We start from the raw sequence: 14,134 nt of genomic DNA, 5'->3' as shown, positions 1-14,134 counted from the left end.
GGAGCGGCGGTCCGGATGACGTTAGGTGGCCCGTTCAGCCGTTAACAAGGTGTTGACGCGTGAGCAATACGAGCAAAACCCCAGGTCACCGGCTGGGTGTCACCTCCACGGGGAAGCCGTTGAGCACGGCGGTGCCGGACAGCGGGTCGAGCAGGGTGCCGTCGAGGAGCTGGTTGACGTTGACGCCGGGGCGCGTCGAGGCGACCGCCAGGCGGGTGCCGGGCCGGTCGTGGCCCCAGCCGTGCGGCAGGCTCACCACTCCCCTGCGTACCGCGTCGGTGATCTCCACCGGGGCCTGGAGCTCGCCGCCGGCGCCCTTGACGCGGGCGGGGGCGCCGTCGGTGAGGCCGAGGCGGGCGGCGTCGTCGGGGTGGACCTGGAGGGTGCAGGTGTTGGTGCCGCCGTTGAGGGCGGGGATGTTGTGCAGCCAGCTGTTGTTGGAGCGCAGGTGGCGGCGGCCGACCAGGACGAGGGAGTCGCCGCGCGGTTCCAGGGCGGCGCGCAGCCGGGGGAGGTCGGCGGCGATCGGCTCCGGCAGGAGCTCGACGCGTCCGCTGCGGGTCTTCAGGACCTGCGGGAGGCGGGGCTTGAGCGGGCCCAGGTCGATGCCGTGCGGGTGCTCCCGGAGCCGGTCGAGGGTGAGGCCGTCGTACGGGCCGAGGCGCAGCATCAGGTCCAACCGCCGCTCCGGGCCCGTGCGGCCGCCGAGCCGGGCCGCGTACTCCTCGGGGTCCTCGCCGTACGCGGGCGAATGGGGCTCGGTCACGGCCTTGGCGAGGGTGCGCTCGATGACCATGGCGTCGACGGCGCCGGGCTCGGCGCCGTGCATGCCGGTGACGGCGAGGATCAGCCGGGCGTGGATCTCGCACTCGTCCATGCGGCCGGGCTCCAGCGGGACGGCCGCCGGGGTGTAGCGGACCTGGTCGCGGACGGCGAAACCGTTGAAGGCGAAGTCGAAGTGGGCGCTCTGCGCGGGCGGTGGCGGGGGCAGGATCACGTGCGCGTGGCGGGAGGTCTCGTTCAGGTACGGGTCCACGCTGACCATGAAGTCCAGCTCGGCGAGCGCGTGGTCGAGCCGGTCGCCGTCGGGCGCGGAGAGCACCGGATTGGCGGCGATGGAGATCAGCGCGCGGACACGGCCGTCGCCCGGGGTCGTGATCTCCTCCGCGAGGGCGGCGAGCGGCAGTTCGCCCTTGGCCTCCGGGTGCCCTGAGACCCGGCTCGCCCAGCGGCCCAGCGCGAAGCCCTTGCCGGGCCCGGCGGGGCGGGGCGCGGGCGCGGTGGCGGAGAGCGGGAAGAGGGCGCCGCCGGGCCGGTCGAGGTTGCCGGTGAGGACGTTGAGGACGTCGACGAGCCAGTTGGTGAGGGTGCCGTACGCGACGGTGCTGCCGCCGATCCGCCCGTACACGGCGGCCGAGGGCGCCGCCGCCAGCTCGCGGGCGAGCTCCCGGATGGTGGCGGCGTCCACGTCGCACGCGGCGGCGACGGACTCGGGCGTGAACTCCCGTACGGCCGCCTCGACTTCCTCGACCCCCTCGACCTGCCCGGCGAGCGGTCCCGGGTCGGTGAGCCCCTCGGCGAAGAGCACCTGGGCGACGGCGGCGAGCAACAGGGCGTCCGTGCCGGGGCGGATGGCGACGTGCCGGTCGGCGAGGCGCGCGGTGCGGGTGCGGCGCGGGTCGACGACCGTGAGGGTGCCACCGCGCCGGCGCAGGGCCCTCAGCCTGCCGGGGAAGTCGGGGGCGGTGCACAGACTGCCGTTGGACTCCACGGGGTTGGCGCCGATCACCAGCAGGTGCGCGGTGCGGTCCAGGTCCGGGACGGGGATGGCGAAGGCGTCGCCGAAGAGCAGCCCGCTGGAGACGTGCTTGGGCATCTGGTCGAGCGTGGAGGCGGTGAAGAGGTTGCGGGTGCGTACCGCGCCGAGCAGCACGGGCGGGTAGAGCGCGCCGGCCATGGTGTGGACGTTGGGGTTGCCGAGGACGACCCCGAGGGCGTCGGAACCGTACCGCTCGATGAGCGGCGGCAGGCGGCGGGCGATGGTGTCGAACGCCTCGTCCCAGCTCGCTTCCCGCAGGACGCCGTCCTCGCGGAGCAGCGGTGTGCGGAGCCGGTCGGGGTCGGCGTCGATCTCGCCGAAGGACGCGCCCTTGGGGCAGATGAAGCCCTCGCTGAACACGTCGTCCCGGTCACCTCGGGCGCCGGTGACGCGGGAGCCGTCGAGGGTGAGGGTGAGCCCGCAGGTGGCTTCGCAGAGCGGGCAGATGCGCAGGGCGGTGGGCATGGAGGCCTCCGGGACAGCGGCGGTGACGCGCGGGTGCCGCGAGCATACCGACCGGTAGGCACGGTGGCGATGGCCTTGCCGTGGCACCGGGGCGGCCGGCTCACGCCAGGACGGGCCCCAGATAGGCGTGGAGCAGCGCGCGGGTCTCGGCGATGAGGGCGGGGTCCCCCGCCGGGTCGGCACGGAAGGCGAGCCGGAGGAGCGCGTCGGCGGCCTCGACGGCCACGAGCACCTTGCGGCGCATCACGACGTCGAGCGGGCGGTCGGGCGGGCGGCGGAGATGGGTGGCGAGCAGCCCGCAGAGCCGGTCGGCGACGAGGTGGTTGGGCTCGTCGTCCCCGCCGGGGCCGGCCGGGGCCGGCACCCCGAAGTCGACCAGCGCGAAGCCCGGCACGGTGCGCTTCATCGCGAGGTACTCGTCCAGGACGGCGTCGACGGCGGCGTACGCGTCCGGCGGCGCGCCCGCCGACGCACGCGGCGCCGCGTCCGGCGCCCCACCCGCCCAGACACCCGGCACCGCACCCGGCGCCGCCCCTTCCACCGGGACCGACGGCACCTCCGGCGGCTCCGGCAGCGCGGCGAGGCGGGCGGCGACGCGCTCGGCGTAGCCGTCGAGGTTGCGCCGGGCGAGGGCGGCGGCCATGGCGCGCTTGTCGGCGAAGAAGCGGTAGACCGAGCCGATCGGCACACCGGCGCGGACGGCGACCGCGCGCGTGCTCAGCGCTTCGTACCCGGTCTCGTCGAGAAGTTCCGCGCAGGCGTCGAGGATGCGGGCCAGGCGCTCGGCGCTGCGCCGCTGGACGGGCGTGCGGCGGAGGGAGCCGGTCCGGCTGGGCTGGGGCACGCGCCCCATCATGCCGCCGCCCCCGGGCCGTGTCCGCCGGGAAGCGCACCGGGCTCCACAACCGCGCCGGAAACCGCGGTCGCGCCGGAAACCGCGCGCCCGCACCGAAACCGTGGTCGCGCCGGACCCGTCCAAGCCGCACCCCTCCGGCCAGTGCACCGTTGACGGGGGGCGCCATGGAATCCTACGGTCTTGCATAGGATTCCGGATTCCTTCTGAGCAGGAGCGGGCGATGACGATCAACGACACCGAACGGGCGGTCCAGGCGCGAAAGCTCGCCGACGCCCTGGAGTACTCCCCCGGCTTCGGCAACGAGCACAGCTCCGAGGCCCTGCCCGGCGCGCTGCCGCTCGGGCGGAACTCCCCGCAGCGCGCGCCCCTCGGCCTGTACGCCGAGCAGCTGAGCGGCACCGCGTTCACCGAGCCCCGCGCGCACAACCGCCGCTCGTGGCTCTACCGCATCCGCCCCTCGGCCGCGCACCCGCCGTTCGTACGCACCGACAACGGCGCCCTGCGCACGGCGCCCTTCACCGAGACCGTCCCCGATCCCAACCGGCTGCGCTGGAACCCGCTGCCGGACCCGGCGCCCGGCACCGACTGGCTGGCCGGTCTGTGGACCCTGGGCGGCAACGGCGACGTCACCCAGCGCACCGGCATGGCCGTGCACCTGTACCACGCGAACGCCCCCATGGACCGGGTGTTCAGCGACGCCGACGGCGAGCTGCTGATCGTCCCCGAGCGCGGCGGCCTGCTGCTGCGCACGGAGTTCGGCATCCTCGCCGCGCGCCCCGGCGACGTGGCCCTGATCCCGCGCGGCGTCCGCTTCCGCGTGGAGCTGCTGGACGAGACCGCGCGCGGGTACGTGTGCGAGAACTACGGCCAGCCCTTCCAGCTCCCGGACCTCGGCCCCATCGGCGCCAACGGCCTCGCCAACGCCCGGGACTTCCGCGCGCCGGTCGCGGCGTACGAGGACGTCGAGGGCGACGTCGAGGTGGTGAACAAGTACTGCGGCAACCTCTGGACCGCGACGTACGGCCACTCCCCGCTGGACGTCGTCGCCTGGCACGGCAACCACGTGCCGTACGTCTACGACCTGCGCACCTTCAACGTCATCGGGACGATCTCGTACGACCACCCCGACCCGTCGATCTTCACCGTGCTCACCTCGCCCTCCGACACCCCGGGTCTCGCGGGCGTCGACTTCGTCGTCTTCGCGCCGCGCTGGCTGGTCGGCGAGGACACCTTCCGCCCGCCGTACTTCCACCGCAACGTGATGAGCGAGTACATGGGCCTGATCGAGGGCGCGTACGACGCCAAGGCCGAGGGCTTCGTGCCCGGGGGCGGCTCGCTGCACAACATGATGTCCGCGCACGGCCCGGACCGGGAGACCTTCGACAAGGCGAGCGCCGCCGAGCTGAAGCCGCAGAAGATCGACGACGGTCTCGCCTTCATGTTCGAGACGCGCTGGCCGGTCACCGCCACCGCCCAGGCGGCGAACGCCGACCACCTTCAGCGGGGCTACGACGACGTGTGGCAGGGTCTTGAGCGCCACTTTCGGCCGTAGTACGGAGTACACGTGACCGCCTTCGCCCCCGACTCGCTCGTCCTGAACCGGAAGCTCCCGCTCTGGTACCAGGTCTCGCAGTCCCTGCGCGCCTCCATACTCGGGCGCGCGCCGGACGCCCCCCTGCGCCTGCCCACGGAGGAGCAGCTCGCCGCGCACTACGGCGTGAGCGTGCTGACCATGCGGCAGGCGCTCAAGGAGCTGGAGGCGGAGGGCCTGATCAGCAGGCACCGGCGGCGCGGCACCTTCATCGAGCCGGGCGCCCGGCGCAGCACCCCGCGCCGGCTGCTCGGCTCGATCGACGCCATCGTGGCGCAGCAGTCGGGGGAGCTGACCACGATCCTCGGCCACGGCGGGGCCAAGGTCCCCGTCGAACTCGCCGAGCACTTCCCCGACCTGGCGGAGGTCGTCACGTACAAGCGGCTGCGCCGCGACGGCGAGAGCGGCGAGCCGACGAACTGGGCGGAGAACGCCGTCCGCCCCGAGGTGGCGGCCGGCATCGACCTCGCCGACCTGGAGCGCTGGCCGATGACGAAGGTGCTGCGCGACGCGGTCGGCGTGCGCATCAGCCGGATCACCGACACCGTCGAGGCGCGGCTCGCCGACCCCGAGACGGCGGAGCTGCTCCAGGTCCCGCTGCTGTCGCCGATCCTGCACTACACGGGTGTGACGTACGACGACGAGGGCCGGGTGGTGGACGTGGCGCGCATCCGCTACCGCGGTGACCGGTTCTCCTTCACGGTCACGGTGGAGGCGGACTGAGCGCGGTCACTAGCATGCGGCGCGTGAACGAGGATGTCCCGCTGCTCGATGTCCCGCTGCTCGACGACCTCATGCCGTGGTCCGTGGCGCCCCTGCGCCTGGGCCGGTCCTGGGTCGTCGCCCCGGACGTGCGCACGCTGCGGGCCCGCTGGGACGCGCTGGTACGGGCCGAGGGGGGTGACCGGGAGGCACTGTTCCGGCCCAGCCGGGCGCGGACGCTCACGACGGCGGTTCCCGCGCTGCCGGGGCAGCGGACCGGTACGGCCCGGTTCGCGCGGGAGACGGGTCCGTGCCCGGAGCCGGTGCGGCTGGCCCACGGCCCCCTCGACGAGCAGTGGCTGCTGCCGGACCACCGTCTGCTGGACGCGGCCCGCCCGGAGCTGTGGCGGGTGGCGGACGACCGGCAGCTCTTCGCGGTCGAGCAGGGGTACGTGCCGCAGGGCCCCGGGGCGCCCGCGCCGGGCCCGGCGCTGCTGGTGACGGCCGCGCTGCCGGACGGACGCTCCCCGGCGGGCCGCCCCGGCCGCATCAGGCCGCTGTACCGGCGGCCCGGCGGCCGCGAGCCCAACGTCGCGCCGGGGCTCCTCGCGGTGCTGAGCGCCCGGTACGGCTCCGAGGTCACCGCCGCGGACCTCCTGGCCTGGGCGCTGGCCACCGCCCGCCCCTCCCCCGCCGGGTCCGCCGTCCCGCTCCCCGCCGACCCGGCCGTGTGGGCGTCCGGCACGGCGCTGGGCCGCCGCATGGCGGAGGTCCAGCTGCGCGGCGCCCGGGGCGGCGAACGCCCCCGCCTGCCCGGCGGCCGCCGGCCCTACGTCCGCGCCGCGCTGCCGCCGCGCCCGACGACGCTGGCGTACGACGCGGAGGGCGAGGCCCTGCTCGTCGGCGACGGGGGCCGCATCGCGCCCGTACCGGCCGAGGCGTGGGAGTACCGGGTGGGCGGGGTCCGGATGCTGGAGCTCTGGTTCGAGCAGCGCACCGCCCCGGCCGCCGAGCCGGGCTCCCTGGAGGCGATCCGCCCGGCCGCGTGGCCGCAGGAGTGGACGTCCGAGCTGCTGGAGCTGATCACGGTGCTGGCGCTCCAGGCCGGGCTGGAGTCCGAGCGGCCGGACCTGTCCGGCGCGGAGCTCCTCACCCGCGCCGGCCTCCGCGCGGCCGGGGTGCTCCCCGTTCCCGCCCCGGCGCGCCGTCCCGCGTCCGTACTGGACCGGGAGGAAGAGGGCCCCGAGGGCCAACTGGCGCTGCTGTAGCCGCTCGGCCTCAGCCGAAGGAGTCCAGCACCCGCCGCAGCGTGCGCTCGAAGACGGCGTCCGCGTCGCCCGGCGCCTCCGCCTCCGCGAGGAGCGCGGCGAGGAGCGGATACGCGCCGCTCGACACCTCCCGCACCAGGTACGCCGTGCGGACGGCCTGCTCCCGCTCCTGGGACCAGGGCAGTCCGCGGCTGCGCTCCGCCATGGCGAGCTCGTTCGCGACGGTGGCCATCACCGTGCCGTTGACCATCGCGATGAGCTCCATCTTGACGCCGCCCGGCACGTCGAGCGGGGCCAGGACGCCCAGGCAGTGCTCCAGGTAGCGCAGGGCGTTGGGGCCGAACGCGTACACCGACGACATCACCCGGGTCAGCCAGGGGTGCCGGTACATGATGTCCCGGGTCTGCCGGCCCAGCGCCAGCATGTCGGCCTTCCAGTCCCCGCTCGGCGTGCCGGGCAGCTCGTACTCGCCGCTGACCGCGTCGACCATCAGCTCGTACAGGTCCTCCTTGCGCGGCACGTAGTTGTACAGCGACATCGTCCCGCAGCCCAGCTCGGCCGCCACGCGCCGCATGGACACCCCGTCGATGCCGTCGGCGTCCGCGATCCGCACCGCCGCCGCCGCGATGTCCGCGCGGCTGTACGCCGGCCTGGGGCCGCGGCCCGTGCGCTCGGGGCGCGCCCAGATCACTTCGGGTTCGGCCGCTCGGCCCGCCATGGATCATCACCTCGCCCCCATCCTAGTTACGTACACCGTACGTAGTGCGCTATGGTCGCACCATGACGACTACGTACGCTGTACTTAGTGAGGGCCTGGAGAAGCGCTACGGCGAGGTGCGCGCACTGCGCGGGCTCGACCTGGCGGTCCGGGAGGGCACGGTCTGCGGGGTCCTCGGACGGAACGGCGCGGGCAAGACCACCGCCGTACGGGTCCTCACCACGCTGACCGCGCCCGACTCCGGCAGCGCCCGGGTCGCCGGCCACGACGTGGTGCGCGAGCCTGCCGCCGTACGCCGCCGCATCGGCGTGACCGGCCAGTACGCCTCCGTCGACGGAGACCTGACGGGCGCCGAGAACCTGCGGCTGTTCGCCCGGCTGCTGCGCGCCCCGCGCGGCCGCGCCGACGAGCTGCTGGAGCGGTTCGGGCTGGCGGCGGCGGCCGGGCGGCCGGCGCGCACCTACTCCGGCGGCATGCGCCGCCGCCTCGACCTGGCCGCGAGCCTGCTCGTCCGGCCCGCGGTCCTCTTCCTCGACGAGCCGACCACCGGCCTCGACCCGCACAGCCGCAACGCCATCTGGGACGCCGTACGGGGGTTGGCGTCCCAGGGCACGACCGTGCTGCTCACCACCCAGTACCTGGAGGAGGCCGACCGGCTCGCCGACGACATCGTCCTCGTCGAGGGCGGCCGGGCCGCCCACCGCGGTACACCGGCCGAGCTCAAGGCGATGATCGGCGGGTACGCCGAGGTCGTCGTCGCCGACCCGTCCGGGCTGCACGCCGCCGCGGCCGTCCTGGACCGGCTCACCGGCCACGAGCCGGTCCTCGACGCGGAGGCCCGCACCGCGGGGGCCGTCACGAAGGACCCCACGCTCACGCTGCCCCGGATCGTCCGCGAGCTGGACGCCGCGGGCGTCCTGATCGTCGACGCTGCCCTGCGCCCGCCCACCCTCGACGAGGTCTTCCTCCGCCTGACCGACCGCAAGGAGCCCGCCGCATGACCGCGCTCGTCCACGACGGGGCCGCCGTCCTCGGCCGCCACCTCCAGCGGATCAGGCACGCGCCCGCGATGCTGGTGATGACCCAGACGATGCCGATCGTCTTCCTGCTCTTCTTCGGGTACGTCTTCGGCAGCGCGCTCGCCATGCCGGGCACGGAGTACCGCGCCTACCTCGTGCCGGGGCTGCTGGTGGCCACGGCCGCGAACGGCGTCATGACCGGGATGTTCACCGCCGCCCAGGACGCGCACCGGGGCGTGATGGACCGGTTCCGCACGCTGCCGATGAGCCGGGCCGCCGTACCCCTGGGCCAGGCGGCGGCCGACCTGCTGACGACGGCCGTCGGGCTGGTGCCGCTGCTGCTGGTGGGGTTCGCGATGGGGTGGCGCGTCGAGAGCGGCGCGCTGCGGGCGGCGGGCGCCTTCGGACTCCTGCTGCTGTTCCGGTTCGCGACGACCTGGGTCGGGATCCTGCTGGGGCTCGCCTCGCGCAGCGAGGAGGCGGCGGGCCAGCTGGGCAGCGCCACGTTCATGCTGCCGCTGCTGTCCAACGCGTACATCCCGACCGACGGGATGCCCGGCTGGCTGCGGACGGCCGCCGAGTGGAACCCGATCTCGGCGGTGACGACGGCCGTGCGGCACCTGTTCGGCAACGCCCCCGCCCCGGAGGGCGCCGCCTGGCCGGTGGCCCACCCGGTCGCGGGCGCGGTGTGCTGGTCGCTGCTGCTGGTGGCGGTGTGCGCGCCGGCGGCCGTGCGGAGCTACGCCTCCCCCAAGGGGTGACAAAGGTGGTACGTACACGATAGGTACGGCTGTCATGAGCACTCAGCCGCTGCCCCTGCCCCTCGAAGGCGTCACCGTCGTCGCCGTCGAGCAGGCCGTCTCCGCCCCCTTCGCCACCCGCCAGCTCGCCGACCTCGGCGCCCGTGTCATCAAGATCGAGCGCCCCGACGGCGGTGACTTCGCGCGCGGCTACGACACGGCGGCGGCGGGCCTCGCCTCGCACTTCGTCTGGTGCAACCGGGGCAAGGAGTCGGTTGCCCTCGATCTGAAGGACCCGCGCGGCCTGGAGGTGGCGCGCAGGCTCGTGGCCGGTGCCGACGTGTTCGTCCAGAACCTCGCGCACGGTGCGGCGGCGCGGCTCGGCCTCGACGCGGCGACGCTCTGCGCGGCGGACCCCCGGCTGATCGCGGTGGACATCTCCGGGTACGGGGCGGGCGGGCCGTACGCGCACAAGCGGGCGTACGACATGCTCGTGCAGTGCGAGGCGGGCCTGGTGTCGGTCACCGGCACGCCGGAGCAGCCGGTGAAGGCGGGCATCCCGGCGGCCGACATCTCGGCGGCGATGTACGCCTTCTCGGGGGTGCTGGCGGCGCTGCTGCGGCGGGCGACGACGGGGCGCGGCGGGCCGGTGGAGATCTCCATGCTGGAGTCGCTCGCCGAGTGGATGGGGCATCCGCTGCACCACGGGATGCACGGGGGCGAGGCCCCCGCGCGCACCGGGGTCGCGCACGCCGTCATCGCGCCGTACGACGCGTACCCGACGGCCGACGGCGGCCAGGTGCTGCTGTCGGTGCAGAACGACCGCGAGTGGCGGCGGCTGGCCGAGCGGGTGCTGGGGCGGCCGGAGCTGGGCGACGACCCGGCGTTCGCGACGAACACGGCGCGGGTCGCGCACCGCGAGAAGACGGACGCGGTGGTGGCGGAGGCGCTGGCGGGGCTGGGGACGGCGGAGGCGGTCGCCCGGCTGGAGGCGGCGGGCATCGCCTGCGCCCGCCTGAACACGGTCGCCGACGTGGCGGCCCACCCCCAGCTCGCGGCCCGCGACCGCTGGCGCGAGGTCCCCACCCCGACGGGGCCCCTGCGGGCCATGCTGCCGCCGATCACCCTCGCGGACGGCCCGGAGCCCCGCATGGGCGCGGTCCCGGACCTGGGCGAACACACCGACGCGGTGCTGGCGGAGCTGGGCCTCACGGAGGAGACCCGGGCCCTGCTGCGGCGGGAGGGCGTGGTGGCCTGAGACCGGCCGCGGGCCGGGCGGGGACGGGCCGGTGGCCGTGGGGTGCGGGCAGACGTTCCGCAGGGCGGAACGTTTGGGCACGACCGGGCCACCGGGCCGCGGGCGGACGGGAGTTCGGGGCGGAGCCCCGACGTGGGACCTGGGACGCCGGGAGCGGGGCTACGGAGCCTGCGGGCCGGGGCTCAGCCGTGGTTGCCGAAGAGCGAGCGCCGCAGCCGGCGCAGCGGCGCGAAGAGGCGCACACGCGCGCTCTTGCTCGCGCGGGTGTGCACGACGTCACGCGTCGTCAGCTCCCGCATGAGCAACGTCGCCTCGGCCGTCTCCCGCCGCGGCACCGCCGGGCCGCCGAGCACCGAGAGATGGCGGTCGAGGCGCGAACTCGTCGCGCTGCTCCCGCAGGTGATGGCAGGCACACGCGGCCTGCTGCGCACTGTTATCCGTTCCATGACACTCCCCACCCGTACGAAGGCACCCGGCCCGGGCAGGTTAACCCTATCGTTCCCGCAACTCACGCGTGTATCCCGGTGGCGTGATTCACCACCCATGTACGGGTGTTGACGATTACTCTCCGAATACGTCTGATTCCAGGGCGAGTTGGACACATTCCCAGAGGGGCCGACTTCGGCTAGCTTGGAGTGGTTTCCGCCGCATCGTCTGAAGGGGGCGCCGGTGACCGAACGGACGGGCGGGGAAAGACTGGTGGCGGGCCGTTACCGGCTCGCGGGTCCGCTCGGCGAAGGCGGCATGGGCGTCGTGTGGCGGGCCCGTGACGAGGTGCTGGGGCGCGAGGTCGCCGTCAAGGAGGTGCGCGCGCCCGCCGGGCTCGGCGCGGCGGACGTGCGGCGGCTGTACGCGCGGCTGGAGCGGGAGGCGTGGGCGGCGGCCCGCGTGGCGCACCACAACGTGGTGACGGTCTACGACGTGGCCACCGAGGACGACCGGCCCTGGATCGTGATGGAGCTGGTCCGCGGGGTGACGCTCGCCGAGGCCCTGGATGCCGACGGCCCGATGCCGCCCCGGCGGGCCGCGCGCGTCGGGGCGGAGGTGCTGGCGGCCCTGCGCGCCGCGCACGCGGCGGGGGTGCTGCACCGGGACGTCAAGCCGGCCAACGTACTCCTGGCCAACGACGGCCGCGTGGTGCTGACGGACTTCGGCATCGCGGTGGTGGAGGGTGCGTCGAACCTCACCATGACGGGTGAGCTGATCGGCTCGCCGGAGTTCCTCGCGCCGGAGCGCGCCCTGGGGCAGACGCCGGGGCCGGCGTCGGACCTGTGGTCGCTGGGGGTGCTGCTGTACGCGGCGGTCGAGGGCAATTCGCCGTTCCGGCAGAACACGCCGCTCAGCACCTTGCGCGCGGTGGTCGACGAGGAGCTGCCGCCGCCGCGCCGCGCGGGGGCGCTGGAGCCGGTGATCGAGGGGCTGCTGCGCAAGGGCCCCGCCGAGCGGCTTCCGGCCGAGGAGGCCGAGCACCTGTTGCGGGTCGTGGCCGCGGGCGGCAGCGCGAAGCGGACGGTTCCGTTCGCGCCGTCGGAGCCGTACGCGCCGACGGGCGTGGGCGGCGCGGGCGAGGGGGCCGCGGGGCGGCCGGTCCCGGCGGCGGAACCGGAGGAGCGCCGGGAGCCCGGGGAGCGGCACGCGCGGTCCGCGGTCGGCTTCCTCGCGGTCGGCGTCGCCGTACTGCTGCTGGCGGTGGCGGGGCTCACGTACGCGCTGCTGCGCGACAGCGACAGCGGCGGGGGCGGGAACGGGAACGGCAAAGGCGACCCCGGCGCCGCCACCGGCACGACCAGCGCGTCAGCAGGCGTTCCCACGCGTACGGCGCCGAGTCCGACGCCGTCCACGGAGAAGCCGGCCCCCACACCCACGCCCCAGCAGTCGGTGCTGGTGTACGCGCGTGCCGTACGCGGTGCTTACAGCGGGCCCTGCCCGCCGCCGGCCGCCGAGGCTCCGGCCGTCTCGGGGACGGTGACGGTGGGGCGTACGCCCGCGCGGGTCGAGTACCGCTGGGTCACCGAGGGCGGTGAGGGCTCCGGCTGGACGTCGCTGGAGTTCGCCGCGGGCGGCCGCGAGGAGCAGCAGGTCCGCCACACGGTCGAGGCGTACCGGGAGGGCGGGACGTACCGCGACCGGGTCCGGATGGAGGTCCGGAGCCCGGTCGTGGCACGGTCGAACTGGGTGGGGTTCTCGGTCACGTGCCACGACGCGAGCCCCACGGGCGGCGGGTCTCCGAGCGGTCCCGGCGGATCGCCGGGCGGATCGCCGGGCGGGTCACCGGGCGGATCGCCGCCGTCCGGTCAGAGCGTCACGCCGTCGCCCTGAAGACGGGCAGGTAGCCGCTGGACTGGCCGGTGGCGGTGGGGTGGTACGACTCGCCGATGTTGAACCAGTTGACGCTGTGCAGCCAGGACGCGCCCGAGCAGATCTCATGGCCGGTGAAGGCCCCGGTGACGCTCGCGAAGGTGTAGCCGTGGTCGGCGGCGCGCTTGGCGATGGCCGCGTTGAGGTGGTCCGAGCCGCCGTTGATGGCGCGGCGCTCGTTCTCGGTGAGGCCGGCGATGCAGCTGCCGCTCAGTTGGTAGAAGCGGGGGTAGCCGAGGACGACGACGCGCGCCGACGGTGCCTTGGCGCGGATCGCCCGGTACAGGGTGTCGAGGCGGCCCGGGAGCGTGCTGTCGACGTATCTCTTGGCTTCGTCGACGCGGGCGATGCAGGTGGCTTCGGACTGGAGGACGCAGGTGGTCATGACGTCGGCGAAGCCGGCGTCGTTGCCGCCCACGGTGAGGGAGACGAGGTCGGTGGCGGCGGAGAGCGGGCCGAGCTGGCTCGCGGACACGTCGGTCGTGCGGGCGCCGGAGCAGGCGGTGAACGCGAACGACGAGGGGGAGTTGGCGGTCGCCCACAGCGCGGGGTAGGCGCGGGGGGTGCGCTTGCAGTCGCCGCTGGCGCCGTCGTAGTTGCCGGCGCCGACTCCGGAGGAGTACGAGTCGCCGAGCGCCACGTAGTCGACGGCTGAGGACGAGGCGGCCGATGCCGCCCCCGCTCCGGTCAGGGCGAGGACGGCGCTCAGGAGGAGTGAGGACGAGAATGCCGCGGCTCGGGACAGTTTCATGGAACCTCCCTTGAGCAGTGTTTCTGCCTGGTTTGGTGGTAGCAGCCTGGAGTGTCCATGCCAAGACGTGCGGGAGGCTCCCGGGTGGCCGGCGGACGGCGCACGGAAGCACGGGAGTTGGCGAGCGGGCCTCCGCCAGCCGTCACCGGGCGGCATGAATCGCGCGGAATCCCATTTCCCCCACGGAAGGATCTCCACCCGTTTTTACGGGTGTTACGGCTGTTACGGTCAAGGCACGTTTCTTTCCCCAAAGAAGCGAAAAGGTGAGCCTCACCCCAGGCCTTGCCATACAGTCCACATCATCAATACCGTCGTACATCCACCCGCAACGGACCATCACGTATAACGGCTCAGGGGAGGGCTCGTGGCCGCGATGGATCCCGGAGCGGGCGTGGGGGGCTTTCGTCAAGGCCCTCTGGGGGGGAGTGCCGTGCTCGGTGATGCCCTTGTGCCGAGGCGCATTGCCGCGCGCGGCCGGAAAGACCAACTCATCCATCCCGTACGGAGAGCCATTCCGTCCTGGCCGGGGTGAGAACCCCCCTTTCGCACCGGACATTCAGCCGGGCCGCCCGGGGGCGGGCGGTCCACC

Annotated in this window: 12 protein-coding genes; 7 read left to right on the top strand and 5 right to left on the bottom strand. The window is 74.5% G+C overall.

Annotation, left to right across the window (positions count from 1 at the left end; genetic code table 11):
• Positions 1-85 precede the first annotated feature (85 nt).
• Entirely contained in the window at positions 86-2,284 is a 2,199-nt protein-coding gene (locus AB0A69_RS17590) for a molybdopterin oxidoreductase family protein (protein ID WP_361421948.1), read from the bottom strand.
• Positions 2,285-2,384: 100 nt separating this feature from the next.
• Positions 2,385-3,137 carry a TetR/AcrR family transcriptional regulator gene (locus tag AB0A69_RS17585; RefSeq protein WP_361422466.1) on the bottom strand — a complete coding sequence of 251 codons (753 nt, stop codon included), beginning with the start codon at positions 3,135-3,137 and terminating at the stop codon, positions 2,385-2,387.
• Positions 3,138-3,360: 223 nt separating this feature from the next.
• On the opposite strand from AB0A69_RS17585, the gene hmgA reads away from it, so the two are divergent.
• Genes hmgA through AB0A69_RS17570 form a run of 3 tightly spaced genes read left to right on the top strand, consistent with a single transcriptional unit; the run spans position 3,361 to position 6,701 of the window.
• A complete protein-coding gene (gene hmgA / locus AB0A69_RS17580; protein ID WP_361421945.1) occupies positions 3,361-4,692 on the top strand; it encodes a homogentisate 1,2-dioxygenase in 1,332 nt (443 codons plus the stop codon).
• A gap of 12 nt (positions 4,693-4,704) precedes the next feature.
• Positions 4,705-5,454, top strand: a complete 750-nt coding sequence (locus tag AB0A69_RS17575) for a GntR family transcriptional regulator (protein WP_361421942.1) — start codon at positions 4,705-4,707, stop codon at positions 5,452-5,454.
• Positions 5,455-5,468: 14 nt separating this feature from the next.
• On the top strand, positions 5,469-6,701 hold the full coding sequence (locus tag AB0A69_RS17570) for a type ISP restriction/modification enzyme (protein WP_361421939.1): 1,233 nt from the start codon (positions 5,469-5,471) through the stop codon (positions 6,699-6,701).
• A 10-nt stretch (positions 6,702-6,711) separates the two neighbouring features.
• On the opposite strand, the gene AB0A69_RS17565 is transcribed toward AB0A69_RS17570, so the two are convergent.
• A complete protein-coding gene (locus AB0A69_RS17565) occupies positions 6,712-7,419 on the bottom strand; it encodes a TetR/AcrR family transcriptional regulator C-terminal domain-containing protein (protein WP_361421936.1) in 708 nt (235 codons plus the stop codon).
• 62 nt (positions 7,420-7,481) lie between these two features.
• Between AB0A69_RS17565 and AB0A69_RS17560 the strand changes: the two genes are divergently transcribed.
• From AB0A69_RS17560 to AB0A69_RS17550, 3 genes are read left to right on the top strand one after another with little or no spacing between them, the layout of a single operon-like run.
• Entirely contained in the window at positions 7,482-8,420 is a 939-nt protein-coding gene (locus tag AB0A69_RS17560; protein ID WP_361421933.1) for an ATP-binding cassette domain-containing protein, read from the top strand.
• A complete protein-coding gene (locus tag AB0A69_RS17555; RefSeq protein WP_361421930.1) occupies positions 8,417-9,199 on the top strand; it encodes an ABC transporter permease in 783 nt (260 codons plus the stop codon). Before AB0A69_RS17560 ends, AB0A69_RS17555 begins: the two co-directional genes overlap by 4 nt.
• A 34-nt stretch (positions 9,200-9,233) precedes the next feature.
• The gene (locus AB0A69_RS17550; protein WP_361421927.1) at positions 9,234-10,436 is read left to right on the top strand and encodes a CaiB/BaiF CoA-transferase family protein; all 1,203 of its coding nucleotides are present in this window, start codon (positions 9,234-9,236) and stop codon (positions 10,434-10,436) included.
• A gap of 182 nt (positions 10,437-10,618) precedes the next feature.
• Here the strand turns inward: AB0A69_RS17550 and AB0A69_RS17545 are convergent, their stop codons facing one another.
• A complete protein-coding gene (locus AB0A69_RS17545; RefSeq protein WP_361421924.1) occupies positions 10,619-10,882 on the bottom strand; it encodes a hypothetical protein in 264 nt (87 codons plus the stop codon).
• A 223-nt stretch (positions 10,883-11,105) separates the two neighbouring features.
• Here AB0A69_RS17545 and AB0A69_RS17540 point away from each other — a divergent pair, with 223 nt between their 5' ends.
• Positions 11,106-12,755 carry a serine/threonine-protein kinase gene (locus AB0A69_RS17540; RefSeq protein WP_361421921.1) on the top strand — a complete coding sequence of 550 codons (1,650 nt, stop codon included), beginning with the start codon at positions 11,106-11,108 and terminating at the stop codon, positions 12,753-12,755.
• Here AB0A69_RS17540 and AB0A69_RS17535 read toward each other — a convergent pair.
• Complete coding sequence (locus AB0A69_RS17535; protein ID WP_361421918.1) at positions 12,739-13,545, bottom strand: SGNH/GDSL hydrolase family protein; 807 nt, start codon at positions 13,543-13,545, stop codon at positions 12,739-12,741. The two genes, AB0A69_RS17540 and AB0A69_RS17535, sit on opposite strands and share 17 nt — an antisense overlap.
• Positions 13,546-14,134 lie beyond the last annotated feature (589 nt).

It is taken from the genome of Streptomyces sp. NPDC045431 (assembly GCF_040646655.1).
Lineage (GTDB): Bacteria > Actinomycetota > Actinomycetes > Streptomycetales > Streptomycetaceae > Streptomyces.
The sequence above is the reverse complement of the archived record's forward strand: the minus strand, read 5'-3'. Positions and strand labels throughout refer to the sequence as shown.